The sequence below is a fragment of the Clostridium sp. CS1-1 genome, assembly GCF_056135525.1.
Genome location: NZ_CM148680.1, coordinates 2,982,409 through 2,999,582 on the forward strand (window position 1 = coordinate 2,982,409; position 17,174 = coordinate 2,999,582).

11 protein-coding genes are annotated in these 17,174 nt (G+C 31.3%); 2 read left to right on the top strand and 9 right to left on the bottom strand.

Annotated elements, in window-relative coordinates; translation table 11 throughout:
- Positions 1–300: 300 nt before the first annotated feature.
- Both AC0N0V_RS13965 and AC0N0V_RS13970 read left to right on the top strand, forming a co-directional pair.
- Entirely contained in the window at positions 301–2,037 is a 1,737-nt protein-coding gene (locus AC0N0V_RS13965) for an ABC transporter ATP-binding protein (protein ID WP_474458630.1), read from the top strand.
- Positions 2,037–3,824: an ABC transporter ATP-binding protein gene (locus tag AC0N0V_RS13970; RefSeq protein WP_474458631.1), complete on the top strand. Its 1,788-nt coding sequence runs from the start codon at positions 2,037–2,039 to the stop codon at positions 3,822–3,824. The genes AC0N0V_RS13965 and AC0N0V_RS13970 overlap by 1 nt, the downstream gene beginning before the upstream one ends.
- Before the next feature lie 43 nt (positions 3,825–3,867).
- Here AC0N0V_RS13970 and AC0N0V_RS13975 read toward each other — a convergent pair whose 3' ends face one another.
- The 9 genes from AC0N0V_RS13975 to AC0N0V_RS14015 form a co-directional block, all read right to left on the bottom strand.
- Complete coding sequence (locus tag AC0N0V_RS13975; RefSeq protein WP_474458632.1) at positions 3,868–5,247, bottom strand: diguanylate cyclase; 1,380 nt, start codon at positions 5,245–5,247, stop codon at positions 3,868–3,870.
- A gap of 50 nt (positions 5,248–5,297) precedes the next feature.
- Positions 5,298–6,329: a chemotaxis-specific protein-glutamate methyltransferase CheB gene (gene cheB, locus AC0N0V_RS13980; protein ID WP_474458633.1), complete on the bottom strand. Its 1,032-nt coding sequence runs from the start codon at positions 6,327–6,329 to the stop codon at positions 5,298–5,300.
- 24 nt (positions 6,330–6,353) lie between these two features.
- On the bottom strand, positions 6,354–8,549 hold the full coding sequence (locus AC0N0V_RS13985; RefSeq protein WP_474458634.1) for a hybrid sensor histidine kinase/response regulator: 2,196 nt from the start codon (positions 8,547–8,549) through the stop codon (positions 6,354–6,356).
- Between the two features lie 17 nt (positions 8,550–8,566).
- Positions 8,567–10,615, bottom strand: a complete 2,049-nt coding sequence (locus tag AC0N0V_RS13990) for a methyl-accepting chemotaxis protein (protein WP_474458635.1) — start codon at positions 10,613–10,615, stop codon at positions 8,567–8,569.
- Positions 10,616–10,641: 26 nt separating this feature from the next.
- The gene (locus AC0N0V_RS13995; protein WP_474458637.1) at positions 10,642–11,127 is read right to left on the bottom strand and encodes a chemotaxis protein CheW; all 486 of its coding nucleotides are present in this window, start codon (positions 11,125–11,127) and stop codon (positions 10,642–10,644) included.
- Complete coding sequence (locus AC0N0V_RS14000; protein WP_474458638.1) at positions 11,117–12,562, bottom strand: CheR family methyltransferase; 1,446 nt, start codon at positions 12,560–12,562, stop codon at positions 11,117–11,119. The genes AC0N0V_RS13995 and AC0N0V_RS14000 overlap by 11 nt, the downstream gene beginning before the upstream one ends.
- Positions 12,563–13,372: 810 nt before the next feature.
- On the bottom strand, positions 13,373–14,017 hold the full coding sequence (locus tag AC0N0V_RS14005) for a peroxiredoxin (RefSeq protein ID WP_474458639.1): 645 nt from the start codon (positions 14,015–14,017) through the stop codon (positions 13,373–13,375).
- Between the two features lie 234 nt (positions 14,018–14,251).
- Positions 14,252–16,354, bottom strand: a complete 2,103-nt coding sequence (locus tag AC0N0V_RS14010) for a methyl-accepting chemotaxis protein (RefSeq protein WP_474458640.1) — start codon at positions 16,352–16,354, stop codon at positions 14,252–14,254.
- A gap of 347 nt (positions 16,355–16,701) precedes the next feature.
- The gene (locus AC0N0V_RS14015) at positions 16,702–16,899 is read right to left on the bottom strand and encodes a hypothetical protein (protein ID WP_474458641.1); all 198 of its coding nucleotides are present in this window, start codon (positions 16,897–16,899) and stop codon (positions 16,702–16,704) included.
- Positions 16,900–17,174 lie beyond the last annotated feature (275 nt).

A 17,174-nucleotide genomic window follows, 5' to 3' on the forward strand; every position in this document is an offset into this window, starting at 1 on the left:
CTATTAATATTTTTTATCAGACAACTTAAAATTATTCCTTTTTCTTAACCTAAGCAATTCAAAATGTAATAATCCATTCTGTAGAAATAATATATTTGCTTTTGAATACTACCCAAAAAGTAACTTATTGACTTTGGTTATAAAAAACTGTATTCTTAGATGGAGTTAAGCTTTGAGGCCATATTGCATATATTTATATAATAGTATTTCTACATTATTAATTGCTACTTCAGAATCATGGTGTCCCCATGATTTTTTAATTGTAAAAATAACTTGTTTTCGGAAAGGAGAAACCTTAGAATGAAAAGAATTTTTAAATATGTTTTAAAATATAAAACCTTTATTATAATTCCTACTATAGCAATGCTTCTGGCAATATTTCTTGATATGTTTAATCCATACCTACAAAAATTAATAACTGACAGAGTATTCATAGAAGGTGAAAATAACCTGTTATGGCCTATACTCTTTGGCTTTATTGGAATTACGATTTGTAGAGCTGTACTTGGTTATGCTAAAGAATATCTTTTCGATGTACTGTCAGTAAAAATTAGTATAGATCTAAAGAAAGACTTATTCGATCACATTCAAAGTCTTCCTTTTAATTACTTCGACAACATGAATACGGGAGAGCTTATGTCAAGAATTGGTGAGGATGTAGATAATATTTGGAGAAGTATATCTTTTGCAGTAAGATTATTTATCGAAAATCTCCTTTACTTCATAATTACCTCATCAATATTATTTTTCTTAAATTGGAAGCTTACTCTCGTATGTCTAATAAGTATGCCCCCTATAGCTTATTTAGCTTTAAAGTTTGAAAAAAAGATAGGAGAATCCTATGGTAAATTAAGCGATCAGGGTGTACTTTTAAACACAGCAGCTCAGGAAAATATAGCTGGAGTTAGACTGGTTAAAGCCTTCGCCAGGGAAAAGCATGAGATATTAAAGTTCCTAAAACTTAATAAAGAAAACTTTAACTTAAGTATGGAACAAAATAAAATAATGGCAACCTATTTTCCTCCTATCGATTTTTTCACTAATATATCTATGGTATTTCTAGTAGTGCTTGGTGGAACGTTTGTAATGAAAAATACTATGTCAATAGGTACTCTAGTGGCGTTTAGCGGGTATATATGGATGCTAATTTGGCCTATGAGAATGCTTGGCTGGCTTACAAATTTAATATCACAGGCTAGTGCCTCTACTAAAAAAATAATGAATATTTTTAATATAGAACCAGAAATTAAGGATAGTGAAAATTCATATAATCTTTCTAAGATAAATGGAGATATAGATTTTAAGAATGTATCTTTTAAATATAAAGATGAATATGTGTTAAGAGATGTAAATTTGAAGGTTGAGGCAGGAAGCACTGTTGCTATTATGGGAACGACCGGCTCTGGTAAATCTTCTATTATAAATCTTATTGGAAGATACTATGATGTAACTGAAGGTGCTGTGTATGTTGATGGCTATGATGTTAAAGAAGTTAGCCTTAAAGATTTAAGAAGTAAAATGTCCATAGTTCCTCAAGATACCTTCCTGTTCTCTGCTAGTATTGAGGAAAACATACGCTTCGGTAAAGAAGATGCTACTTTGGACCAAATAAAAGAAGCCTGTGAGCTAGCCTGTGCCAATGAATTTATCCAGGAATTAGATGATAAATACGATACAGTAATTGGCGAACGTGGTGTAGGTCTATCAGGCGGTCAAAAACAAAGGCTTTCTATTGCAAGAGCACTTATAAGGGAGGCAAGTATTCTAATTCTTGATGATGCTACTTCTGCTCTAGATATGGAAACGGAATATAGACTTCTTAAAAACTTGAACGAAAAACATAAACAAGCTACCACCTTTATAATAGCTCATAGAATCTCGGCAGTTAAAAATGCAGATCAAATAATCTATATTGAAAATGGTAGTGTTTTGGAAAATGGTACTCATGAAGAGCTTCTTTCAAAGAAAGGCAAATACTACGAAGTATACTGCGAACAATTTAAAGATTTTGATAACCTAAATGAGGAGGTGGTATAATGGCTAGAAATACCGTTAAACAGGATGAAGATATAAAGGTGCTATCTAACTCTGAAGTTATAAAAAGATTATTTAGCTATCTAAAATCCTATAAGTTAAAGGTATTTATCGTTTTGCTACTTCTAATATTTGTAATGGTAGTAGAACTTATGAATCCTTACTTATTAAAAGTGGCCATAGATAAAAATGTTAAAAATAACGATTTAAATGGTCTTTTAATGATTGGAGTATTTATGATAGTCCTAAACCTTCTATCAATGCTTGCTTCAAGACTACGAACCATAAAAATGGCTTCTGTTACTAATGATATACTTTTAAATATAAGACATGAGCTTTATACCCACATACAGAAGTTATCTTTTTCCTTTTTCGATAATAGACCTGTAGGTAAGATACTTGCGAGAGTTATTGGTGATGTCAACTCTCTTCAAGATTTGTTTAATAATAGTGTAACTAACTTTATCCCGCAACTCTTAACCATTATCTGTGTTGGGTTTATGATGTTTTATTTAAATGCTCAATTAGCTCTAGCTTCTGTGATTTTACTGCCTATACTTGGTGCCATAATGTTTGCTGTACAGGCATTTTCAGCAAAAAGGTGGCAAAATTTCAGAAGAAAACGCTCTAATTTTAATGCCTATACTCACGAAGATTTTTCAGGTATAAAAGTAGTTCAAGCTTTTGCTAACGAAAATAAAACCTCTAATACATTTAAGGATCTAGTTAAAGATATGATGAACGCCTTTCTAAGTGCGTTAAGACTTAATGACCTATTTTGGCCTTTAGTAGATACCTCTTGGGGTTTTGGTGTGGTTATACTTTACTGGTATAGTGCAAAACTAATTGGTGCTGGTAATGTAACCATGGGTACTATCATTGCCTTTACCCTTTATATTGGTATGTTTTGGAGACCAATTCTCGAAATAAGTAATTTTTACAATACCTTAGTAATGAATTTTTCAGCTGCTGAAAGAATATTCGAAGTCATGGATATCAAGCCAGATATTGTAAATATAAATAATTCAGTCAAAATGCCTAAAATTAAAGGACAAGTAGAATTTAAGAACATTACTTTTGGCTATGAGGATGGCACTGTAGTCTTAGATAATGTAAACTTTAAGGTTAACCCTGGTGAAACAGTGGCACTAGTTGGTGCAACAGGTTCTGGAAAAACAACTATTGTCAACCTTATTAGTCGTTTCTATGACACTCAAAAAGGAGAAGTTTTAATAGATGGAAAAAATGTCAAAAAGGTGGAGCTTGAGTCTTTAAGAAGTCAAATGGGCATAATGCTTCAGGACACCTTCCTCTTCTCCACAACTATTAAAGAAAATATAAGATACGGTAGACTTGACGCTACTGACGAGGAAGTCATCGCTGCTGCTAAAGCTGTCAGCGCTCATGATTTTATAATGAGTCTTGAAAAAGGTTATGACACAGAAGTTAATGAAAGAGGCTCAAGACTATCCGTTGGACAAAGACAACTTATATCCTTTGCAAGGGCACTACTTGCAAACCCTAGAATATTAATACTTGATGAAGCAACTTCAAATATTGATACTCAAACTGAGAAACTTGTACAGAATGGTATTCAAAAATTACTTCATGGAAGGACTTCTTTCGTTATAGCTCACAGACTTTCAACCATTAGGGATTCCAGCAAAATAATGGTAGTTAATGACGGTAATATAGTTGAAACAGGAACACATGACGAACTTATTAATTTAAAAGGACATTATTATAGTTTGTATATATCCCAATACAAGTTTCTTAGCGAAGGAGCTTAATAATATGATTTTGAGGAGGTGATACTTGATCACCTCCTCTATATTAATAAATATAATTTCCTTTTTTTCTTCTATCTCTCTTAGTTTCATACATTAACTTGTCTGCTTTTGCCATTAATTCGTTAACACTTACTGGACTTTCGGGATCAAAATATGCCGCACCTACACTCATTGAAATGTTAAAACTATACTCTTTTCTATCATTAAATTCCTTTTGCTTTTCTAACAGACTTTCTATAAATTTATAGGAGTCATGCTCACTTACATTCATGGCTAAAACGGCAAATTCGTCACCGCCTATCCTTGCAACAACGTCATTTTCACCAAAAGTAGACTTTAAAATATTTGAGACACTAACAATTGCATTATCTCCTTCGTTATGTGATAACGTATCGTTAATAAACTTCATTCCATCAATATCAATGAAAAATAACAATACACCTCTCTTGTTACGTTTAGCAACCCGAATTTTATGCTCCACTAAACTAAAAAAACCTCTTCTGTTGTATAATGTTGTAAGTTCATCTGTAACAGATTGTATTTTTAATTTTTCACGAAGACGTACTCTTTCAGTAATATCTCTAATAGATAAAAGATAAGCTTCCCTACCTTCCCAATCTGTTTCTGTGATACACATTTCTCCAATAATCTGATGGCCATTTACATGATTTATTGTAACTTCCTTTATACACTTTTGAACTCTATCAAAATCTAATAATTCATATATTAGGTCCTCATTATTTTTACCGAACAACTCAATTGTAGCAGGGTTAAGATAAAGTATTTTTTTATCGTGATTAACTACAACTAATGCATCTGTATTACTTTCAAGCACTGCTCTATAATTTTTTTCAAGTTTCTCTATTTTTTCAAAAGCTTTTTTCAATTCATTATTTGCATCTTCAAGTTCTCTAGTTTTTTGTACAGCATTTTCAAAGGTAGAAAGAAGAAGATCAATTATTTGCATTCTTTCTGAGTTTATAAAGTGCTTTTCACCTGCAAAATACACCTCTATACCTATTTCACTAATCTTATTTTTTCTTAATTCTATGTTAATAAGCATATGCTGAATACGTGAAAGGAGAAAACTTTCATTATATGGCTTTGTTATAAAGTTATCTGCTTTAACTTTAAGTCCTCTTATAACATCACCTGGGTCTGAAAGTGATGTAAGCAAAATTACTGGTATGTGACTTAATTTATCATTTTCTTTGATTTTTTCGCATAATTGATAGCCATCCATTTCAGGCATCATTATATCTGTCACTACTAAATCTGGCATAAATTTACTAATGTAGGCTAATGCTTCTACTCCGTTATTTGCAATCGTTACTTTGTAATCTCTTTTTTCAAGAATAAACTTAAGTTGTTCAGCTTGTGTTAAGCTATCTTCAACAACTAAAATCTGTATTTCTTTGTTCATTTAAATATATATCCTCCTTATGGGTCAATAGCAAATCTCTATGCTTAATTCTATATCTCTTCGAATAGCTCTGCAATTTTTTCAGGTGAAAGTATGTATGTAACTGCACCTAGTTTTACAGCTTCACCAGGCATACCATAAATTGCAGAAGTCTCCCTATTTTGTGCTACAGTAATAGCTCCTTTATCTCTTAGCAGTTTCAACTCTTTAGCACCGTCTTTTCCCATTCCAGTAAGAAGAATTCCTATAGAATTCTTGCCATAATAATCAGCAACAGATCTAAATAGATATGAAACTGCAGGCCTTAATCCATTTTCTTTTTCGGCCTCGTTTAAAAAAATTCTTTCATTTTTTCTAATCTCCATATGATATCCATCAGGTGCAAAATAAATGTTCCCCGGTAATGCCTTTTCTCCATTTGAAGCTATGTGTATGGGGTACTGCGTGGTCCCAGAAAGCCAATTTATAAGTCCATCTATAAATCCAGGAGTTATATGCTGGACAACAAGTATAGGTATTTTAATATTTGGAGGAAGATTAGAAAATATAGTTTGCAGTACAGGTGGGCCACCTGTAGATACTCCTATAGCTGCTATTTTTATATCTCTCGAAACATTACTCAAGTTATCCCGACTTCCTAACTTTGATTTAATGTTTTTGAAGCCCGCTTTCCGTTTTATAACTTTTATCTCTGACATCAATTTTATCATGTTAATAATGTCTTCCGATATTTTATTAAAATCATTATGGTATAACTCCACTGGTTTTTGTATAACAGTAACAGCACCAGCCTCAATAGCCTGAAAAGTTTTATCTACATCCTTAGAGTCAAATGATGATGTTACCATAATGATAGGCACTGGATTTATCTCCATTATTCGTCTAGTTGTTTCGAATCCATCCATTTCGGGCATATTTATATCCATAGTTATAATATCAGGCTTATTATTTTCCATAAATTTAATTGCTTTTTCCCCACTATCCACTATACCAATGACTTTAATATCAGCATTAGAATTTAGTATAGATTTCATTAATTCTTGAATAGTAGGAGAATCATCAACTACAAGCACTTTAATCATTTTCTACACTCCCACTTAAAGCTTTTAAATTAATCTCTTTATAATGTCCAATAAGTTACTTTGTCGAAAATCACTTTTTACAATATATGCACTGGCTCCAACGTCTATACCCTTCTCCTTATCCTCTCGAGATTCGAGAGAAGTTACAAGTATAACTGGTAATTCAGAAATTTCATTATCATTTCTTATCTTTTCAGTTAACTCAAACCCATCAATAAAAGGCATTTCAACATCTGTTATCACAAGATCGAATTTTTCTGACTTAAGCATGTTCCACCCTTCAAGACCATCAACTGCTGTTTTTACCGAATATCCTTGGCTTTCTAGTATATTTTTCAAAAGTGTTCTTGATGTGATTGAATCCTCTACCACAACAATAGATTTTTTCTGAGTACTATCCTTTTGGGTATTAATAAAGTTTTCCGACTTATTTCCTAGCTTAAGTGATGATTTTATTAAATCTTGAACATCTAATATAGGTACAACGTCTCCTGAACCCAGAATTGTCGCTCCTGCAATATTTCTAACTCGTTTTAATTGTTTATTAAATCTCTTTACTAGTACCTCCTGCTCTATTATTATTTCATCAACGCTGAAAGCAATTTTTCTATCCATATCATTAACAACTATTATTGAAATAAAACTATTATCATTGTATTCCTTTCCTTTTTCTACTATTTCCAATATATCTTTAAGCTCTACAATAGGAATAATTTTGTCATCTAGTAATATAGTAGCCCTATTTTCAACAATTTCTATTTCATCTATTTTAATTCGAGCAACATTTTCAACTTTCCCTGTTGGTACCACAAAAACTTGTTCTCCAGTTTTTACAATTATCCCTCTATTAGTTGAAATAGTTATTGGAAGTACTATAGTAAATTCTGTTCCTTTTTTTTCTTCAGATTTCACACTTATGGTACCTTCAAGTTTTTTTATTTTTTCACTTACAATAGCAAGTCCTAATCCTCTACCAGATATATCCGTAATTATATCACTAGTAGAAATTCCTGATTTGAAAATAAGCATCTGTGCATTTTCATTATCAATGCTATTTAGTTCACTCTCTGCTAAGAGCTTACTTTTGTATGCTTTTTCTTTTACTTTATTAATATCTATTCCCGCTCCATCATCTGAAATTTGCATTTTAACCCTGTCACTACTTATTTGCGTGATATCCAATTTTATTGTTCCTTTAGAGTTTTTTCCGAGTCTTTCTCTTTCTTCTCTCCTTTCGATACCGTGGTCAATACAATTTCTGATTATATGCATAAGTGGGTCCTTAATTTCCTCAAGGATACGTCTGTCAATTTCTATTTCCAATCCATTACTCATAAATTCAATTTCCTTATCAATCTGCTTAGATAAATCCCTAACCATTTTGGGAAACATTTCTGTTATGGATGAAAACGGAAGAAGCATCATGTCTTTTATATCCTCTATAAAGGTATCTGTCATAGTTTCTATAGTTTTAGCATCATTTTCAACTAATTTTAGCAACTGATCTATGTTCTTCTCTAATATCTCAATGTAGTTAATTGCATTTTCTTTCTTCCATGAATGTATTAATGCCTGAATTGCCCTAACTTCCTTAGCTCTTTCATTTGCTGATAATTTTGCATAGAGCATTTCTTCTCCTTGAAGAAGCAAAGAGTCTAGCTTGGCTTTAGAAACCCTGACGATTTCCGATGTATTATGTTCGTGTACTCTTATTATCTTATCCTCTTGACTCTCTAATTCTTTAGGCTTTATGTCTATTGTACTTAACTTATTAGTCTTTATATCAATAGTACTTAGCTTAGTTGAAACTTCATTTATTAAATTGCCAGATTCTACTTTTGCTAGTTGTTCCATAATAGTTGAGATATCCTTAGTTTCACCTTCTGATAAATAAAGGTTATCTTCTATAACATTGACAGCTTCATTAAACACATCAAACATCTCGAAACTTAAAGTCAATTCTTCCTTTTTTATACTTGAAAATATATTTTCAAGTACATGACAGAGAGTTTCAATTTCCCTTATGCTTACTGCTCTAGCTGCACCTTTTAAACTGTGAAACTCCCTATGAATAGTTTCAACAAGTGACTTCTTGTTATCTTCGTTTGTCTCTTTCTCTAAATCCACCAACGATAAGGAAATTGTTTTTAAATGCTCATGGGCTTCTATCTTGAAGGTGGAACGAAGTTTTTTTAAAAACTCAGCATCATTTGTATTCATTCCAATTCCCTCTTTTCCTAAATCTTGTATTTCTCAGTTAACTGTTTCAGTCTATACCCCATTTCTTGAAGACTACGGGTTGCATCTTCTAGTTGCCTCATACTGTCTACATTTTGAATGCTTGCCTGATTTATCCCTTCCATAGCCATTGCCACTTGATCCATACCCACTAATTGCTGCTGACTAGATGCTTCTATTTGTAAAGCTGCTTGTGCTGATATTGTTATATTTTCCGTAAGCTTTTGTATAGCATAACCTGCTTCAGAAGCCTGTTTTATACCTGTATCAACAAGTTTTATTCCCTTCTCTGTAGTCATAACTGCCGTATTTGCAGCTTTTTGTACATCCTTTAATATATTTCTAACTTGCTTTGTCCCCTGCTTTGATTGTTCAGCTAAATTTCTAATTTCCTGAGCAACTATTGAAAATCCCTTACCATGTTCTCCAGCCTTAGCAGCTTCTATTGAAGCATTTACAGCAAGAATATTGGATTGTTCAGAAATATTATCCACACTTTCTATAAGATCGCTAATGTTTTGACTTTGTTCATTTAAAGCTATGATGCTTTCTGCAATTGCCTGCATCTGACTATTAATAATATTCATTCCTTCTAAAGTCTCTTCAGTTGCTTTGTTTCCTGATTTTGATATCTCAAGCGAATACTTTGCACTATTCGAAACATTTTTTGTTTTTTCACTTGATAAATACACAGTTTGTTTAACTTCCTCCACTGTTGCAGTAGTCTCACTAACTGCAGAAGAAGTTTCCGCTGCCCCTGAAGTAACTTGGGTAAGTGAGACAGTAATTTCACTTACGGAAGACGCCAGTACACTTGCTACATTAATAATTTCTTTTGTTTGCCCTTTAAGGTGTTCTAACATATCGCCAAGGGCTATCATCAAGGTTCCTATTTCGTCTGAACGCTTTTCTTTTGGTAATTCAACTGTCAAATCACCTTGAGCTATCATATGAGCAACTTTAGACATTCTTATCATCGGTTTTACAATACTTGAAGCCATAATGAACGAACAAATCGTTATTATGGTTACCAAAATTAATAAAACAAGTACAACAAAACCTTTTAGTTTATCTGCTTGTTGAAACGCCTGAGATTGATCTACCTTAACAAGTATTCCCCATTTTAAATTCCCAAAATTTAATGGAGTATATGAAACAATAGATTGAATCCCATGATAATCTATGTAGCTACTTACATCTGTTTTACCAAGCGTTACTTCATCTGTTCCTTTAGTTCTTATTTCTCTTAAAAGTATATCAGACTTTGCTTCTTTCACTTTTTCATCTGCATTGTCACTCCAAAATCTAGTAGTATTCCTAACTTTATAATCAGGCCCTATTAAAACTATCTCTCCACTTTTACCAAGATTTAATGTTTCCCACTTATTATTATCAGACACAATCTCATTTAACTTATTTGTCCCCATTTTAAAAACAAGAACTCCAACCTTTTCATCACCTTTAAAAATCGGTGCAGCTATAGCCGCAATAGGCTTATTTTTAGACGGACCGTAAAGTTGATAATCTGTAATTATCGTAAAGTTTTTATCATTACTATCTTTAGCATCTATAAATGCCTTTGCAACATTTGTATTTTTATAAGGTCCAGTTAAAAGGTTTGTCCCAAAATCCTCTTCTTTAGAAGCTGAATACAAAACATTGCCGGTTTTAGAATCTACGAGCAATATATCTCCATTTTCTAATTTATTGATAAAATTGGCAAATGTAGGATTATATTTATTATATACCTCATTATAAGCACTACTTTGAATGTCCGATGACTGTTTAAATTCTACCATAGCATCTATAATCATTGGTTCTTGTGCCATATATGAAATTCTATTTAGCCCTGAGTTAAAGTACTCTTCTATATCTTTTTTCTTTGAGTCTCTTACGAAAGTTAATTGATTCATAGAATCCTGTTCTAAAAACTTCCTTGAATCATAAAAGCTTATTCCTCCAATAATAGCTGTAGGTATAATAGAAAATATTAGTAAGCATAAAATTAGTTTTGATCTTATTCCTTTAATAAAACTTAATCTTTTCATATTTATACGGCCTCTTTTCTAACTATTTAAATTACTTGTTCATTAATAATAATTTTTTCATCCATTAATATATTTTTTATATCTAAGATAATGCTTCTTTCTCTTGTTATTCCTATAAAATAATTAGTCTTAAAATTTGTTATAGTTAAAATTTCTTTTTGTATTTGCAATAAGGAAATCTTATTGTATCCTAAAATGCTATCTACTGCTATTCCAATTTCTATATCATCTACCTTTATAACAATAACCTTTTTTACAGTTTTTACATTTACTTTTTTTACATCGAAGCCTAAAAAATTTCTAATATCAATCACAGATATTATTTTTCCTCTAAAATTCATTATACCTATAATAAAAGAAGGTGTACAAGGAAGCATAGTAACACTTTTTGGCGAATATACCTCATTAACATATATAACCTCTATTGCATATTTTTCACTTGAACTATCATTATTGAGTTCAAATTCAAGAATTTCAACAGTTTCAACTTTTTCTTCAGTATTATATTCCATATGAATCTCCCCTATAAGTTATATTTTCAATGATTTGTCTTAATGCACCTACCGTTATTTGTTCTGAATAAGGAACTAGCTCCTCTTCGTTAAAATCGTTAAGTAATTCAGAAGCATTTTCAAAATTTTTAAATGCTTGCTTATGTTTTCCCTGTTTTAAATTTAAATTTCCAAGATCAAAATAAGCCATAATAAATCCTGAATCCAAGAAAGTTGCTTTCTTTAGGGATGTAATAGCTTCATCAATATCTCCTTGTTCTTGCTGAATGCTTGAAAGAAGATAATAATAAACAGGATTTACTTTGTCACCATCTATAGCTTTGTTACACCATTTGAGTGCTTCTTCAAGCTTCCCCTCATCAGCAAATGAACGGGACAGACCTTCGAACTCTTTTATATCTAATTTATGCTCTCCGATTAGTTTCTGTTTAGTATTTATATTTGCGTTTTCAAGTTCTGGTTTTAAGGTAGTTTTTATAGTAATCTTATCATCAACAATCGAACTGCCATAATTTGTTGTAATTTTAATAGGCACAAAGAAGCTTTTAAATTTGTTATCTTTTTCTACTTTTTTAAATGAATTCATCTGCTTATTATTTTTGTTATACAAAAACGTATTATCAATATTAACAGGTGTAAATGAAGTACCATTCAAAATCAAACTTTCTGAAGGTGCTGCCACCAGCCATCCTCCCTTTGTAACAATTTTATAAAAACGACTAACAATTTCATTTGCTTGGTTTCTGCTAAAATACATGAGAACATTTCTACAGAATATAATATCGACGTTATTCATAACTTCATTATCTACCACATAATAATCTTCAGCTAAATTTAAAGTGTGAAGTTTTACAAGCTCTATTACATCATCATTAAGCCTATATTGTGCATCATTAATTTTTTTAAAATATTTATTTTTAATATTAGTATCCACTCCTCTAAAAGACCACTCACCATATACTGCTTTTCTAGCTTTAGCAATAGAATTCTGATTTATATCAGTGGCGATAACCTTAATATCCCAGCTCTTATAATCAGAAACAAGTTCTTTAATTAAGATAGCTATTGAATATGCCTCCTCACCTGTAGAACAACCTGCACTCCAAATTTTTAAACTTTTACTAGAATATTTTCTACTATTAATTATATCAGGCAATATTTTTCGTCTCATTATTTGAAACAGTTTCTCATCTCTAAAAAAATAAGTTTCTCCAATAGTAAGATAAGTCACCAAGATCCTAAGATCTTGCTCTTGCAATTTATTCGAAAGTAGTAATTTAATATATTCTCCAACATCGATACCCTTTTGCTTTGAAGAATTAGATAATCCTCTCATAAGATCTTTAAATCTTTCTTCTTTAAAATACAATCCAAACTTAGCTTCTATAAAGTTACCTGTCTGTTCAAGAATATCCTTAGAAATATTATTATTCATTTTAACCCTCTACTAATATCAAGATTCAAACTAAATCTGTTTATCCGATGACTACCCGCTCTAATACTCCCATCCTCTCCAAGATGGGAGTAAAGAGCGGCTACGTCCCTGGATTCGTTCAACTAAGAATCAGGTGGGGTTAAAACCCCATCTGATTCAAGTTTCACTTTATTTAATTCCATACAAATATTTTTCTGTCCCTATATAATTGTCACCTTTTACCTGACTAACTTGGAGTAAGTCTCCCACGCACAGTGTGAAAGCGATTCACACAAAATCAAAGATTTTGGTTCTCTGCTTCTTTTAAGTGGGAGTCCAACTCCAAGTGAGCCATGCATTCGCAGCTCTAAAATTCAGATGGGGTAAAAGAATCCCCATCTAAATTAAGATCTTGCTTCAGTAGTTGTCGTGAAATAAAGGCTAATTCTAAATCCAAATTTATAAAACATAACTTCCAGTTTATTATATAATAACACTATCACATTAGTATTATATCTTACACATAAATTTATAGGAATATAATTCAAAACAAAATAGATATAATTATTAATTTAAAACTATTTTAAATTAACAGTTTATTTTTAATAAATATAAAAAATTACAGATAAATTTGTACTAATACAAATTTATCTGCAACTATATATTACAAGCAATCATTAACTTAATTACATATAAATCTTACATAATTATTTAAAAATGTTCTCTATTATTTTTCTCACCCTAATATTCTTCAAAATTCAAGTTAACTATTTTACTTCATACAGCAATTGCTTCTTCTTTGACAAATTAAGTTTCTTTATAGAGTAAAACCTAGTATTTACCAATATAGTCCCACCCTGTTTCTATTCCGTTATTACCAGGTTCCCATCCACTTTGTGCCCCCAAATTAGTTTTTTTACAATATTGAAGTCCTTCTAGAAGTCTTAATACTTCATTAATATTTCTACCAACAGAATCCGGATAGACTGAAAAACTATTTATAATGCCTTCTGTATCTATGATAAATGTAGCTCTATATGCATATCCATACTTTTCATTTAGTACCCCATATTTTTTACATATTTCTAGATTTCTATCAGATATCAAAGGGTAATTCACTTTCTTAGCCGAAGGAGATGTTTCCATGAAAATTTTATGAGAAAGCATGCTATCAGTGCTTATGGCCAAAATCTCACAGTTTAAACTTACGAATTTATCATGTTGATTGGCAACTGCCGCAAGTTCCGTTGGTCATACAAACGAGAAATCTGATCCATAAAAAAATAGAACTACCCATTTGCCTTTATAATCAGATAATGATACTTTCTCTTCCTTATTATTGACTATGCCATCTAATGTAAAATTAGGGGCAATATCATCCAAATTAAAATAATCGCCAAACTTACCCCACGCAGGATGAAATGGATTTAAATATTCATTCTCAGATCCTACTGGTATTGAATAGAAGTTCTCCATAATAATCCACCTCTCTAGAACTTAATAATAACTTATATTTTTCCTATTACATATTAATAATTCCTATTTTCCTTTGTAGTTATTCGTACTAAATATATTTCTTTCATAATTAATCATAATTAATAAGATATAAAAAATAAGCAAATATCAAACTATGAATAAGCTGATATTTGCTTTCCTAAACACCAATTCGTATTTTTAACAAAGATTATTAATATTGAAAAATTGAAAACTTTAAGTTACTTTAAATTCCTTTACCATTGCCTCTAATTTTGCTACTATTACCTTCAGTTCATCCGCAATTACTGATACACGTTTAATTGTTGCTGTTTGAGTTTCTAGTGATGCTGATACCTCTTCTGTTGCAGAAGCTGACTCTTCTATAATTGATGATATTTCCTCAATTGAAGTAACCACACCATTTTTATTTTTGTCTACTTTGGAGATGCTTTCAATTAACTGGTTAATGTGTAAAAAGGTATTTTTAACTGAATCATCAATTAACTTAATGCAGTTACTAGTATTTTTTAATGCATTATTAGATTCATCAATAATCATATTAGAATTATCAATCTTATTCTTTACATTACTAATATCAATCTGAAGTGCATCTATAATTAGTTCTATCTCCTTTGTCGAACTCGTTGTCTGATTAGAAAGTTTTCTTATTTCTTCGGCAACAACAGAAAAGCCTCTTCCATGTTCACCTGCTCTTGCAGCTTCAATTGCAGCATTCAATGCTAATAAATTAGTTTGGTCTGCAATGTATTTAATAGCATTAATAATCTTACCAATAGAGTTTGATTTTCCTAATAATAAATCTATATTTAAGGTTAATTCCTTAGAAACTTTATTATTTAGTTCAAATTTATTTTGCAATATCTCAATAGAGCTGCCAACCTCTTTACTTACCTCATTTGCTTTATTTACATTCTCTTTTACTAGGCTAGTACTATTTGCAATGATATTAATTTCATCAGCTAAATTTAGAAGTTTTTCCAATCCTCCTTGAGTTACCATTGCTTGTTCTGAAGCCCCAACCGCTAACTCTTCTGTTGCTCTTAACACACCATCTATAGAATGAGACACTTCTCCTGTTACCTTTACTAAATCCTCAGCATGTTCTGATGTATTTATAGCATCCTGCTGTATACCTAATACCATATCTCTCAATCGCTCTCTCATCTCATGTACAGCCTTTGCCATAGTTCCTGTTTCATCTTCTTGTTTAAATAAGTTTCTATAACTCTCATCATATGATAAATCCAAGTTTGATGTTTTATCTATAAGTTTGGTAACTTTCGTGATTGGATTAGCAATTACTTTTGAAATTATTAATGCAATTCCAATTGCTATAATAATACTTACTGTAACTAACCCCAATGCTAATACTATTAGACTATTTGTTTTTTCTAATATTTCACTCCTAGGAGCAACAATTGCCACTATATTACCATTGGCTACATGAGCATATGACAGCACTTTACTTTCTTCATTTTCTTTGTACTCAAATATTCCTGATTGATTGTTTTTCATAGAATTTACTGCATCTTTTAAAGAATCATTTACTATTTTAGATAGGTTATCTCCTTGTTTCAAATTGGGATGAGTCAATATATTGTAGTCCTTATCAAGCAACGTTGCGTATCCAGTTCTATACATCTTTGTTTCACTTATTGTCTTTTTAAAATAATTAAAGTCTATATCCATTCCTGCAACTCCAATTAAAACTTGATCCTTATAAACTGGAACTACATATGAAATCATGAAAATTTTCAAATCTGGATCTACATATGGTTCAAGCCATTCTGCCTTCCCCGATTTTGCAGGCTTATAGTACCATTTTAAATCCTTATTTTCAGGACTAAACTCTTCTAATTCCCCTAAAGGCTGTTGCTCAAAGGTCTTATTATTTTGCTTATCTGCATACCAAGCACCGTATACTCCACCTGTAAGTTCAGGGTTTACATAAAAATATACGCTCATATCACCTTGGGTCGTTTCACCAAATTTCTTAACAACGCTTTGTATACTGCTTTGATAGTCCTTTATATAGCTTGGACTTTCTTTGATTTTAGCTAAATCAATGTCGGCCGACATTGTAGTGGCCAAATTCTGGACTGTACTCTGTACATTTAAGATAGTCGAATTAAACTTTTCCGCCTTGTTCTCAGTTGATAATAATAGTTCTCTTTTAGAATCTTCTTCCACTATCTTCCTACTGTTAATTATAATTGATCCTCCTACAATAAGAGATATTAAAACACAGCATAAAAAAATAGCAACTGTTATTTTAAAACCAATTCCTTTTCTACCTCTTGCCTTATTTTTCATCATAATTCCACTCCTGCAATTTGTTGTATAGTTCATTATATTAATAAATTGTTAAAAGTTACTTAATTTATGCATTTACCTAATTCAACATATTAAATTATATTTAGACTAAAGTAAATATTATTCTTGTCTATTTTTGATAATTATTTTTAATTTCATTAATATTTTTATAATTATTTATATTTGATGTGTAACTTATATTTTTAAAGAAACGTGGATAAATAAAAAGGTTTCAAGGAAGCTAGTTTTCCTTGAAACCTTTTTATCCAAAACTCATAATATTAAAACCACTTAGATTTGCCATAAGATAAAGTAATAGTTTACCTAGAACTTTTTACTGTCTCATTGCTTTATTTATTACCTAAAAGCGAAGCTAATAAATTCCCTCTTCCAATTAACTTTCCATTCTTGTCTGTAGTAACATTTATTTTAGGATTGTACTTTCCGACTAGCCTTCCGTTTGCATCTCTTAATACATACTCTCCGTTAACTTCCTTTATTTTTCCAAGTAGACGTCCATGTTTGTCCCTTAGATCTTCAGTAGACATACTAGCACCTCCATAAATTAAAGTTGCCTTATTTATCCGATGACTAACCGCTCTAATACTCCCTGTTCTTTAATCAGTACGTTTCGAGCGGCTGCGTCCCTGGATTGGTTCAACTAAGAATCAGGTGGGGTTAAAACCCCATCTGATTCAAGTTTCACTTTATATAATAATATATTTTATTGCTTACTAGTTATGCTACTTTTCACTAATTTTACTACTCTTTATCCGATGACTACCCGCTCTAATACTCCCTCGCACTCTGTGAAAGCGATTGG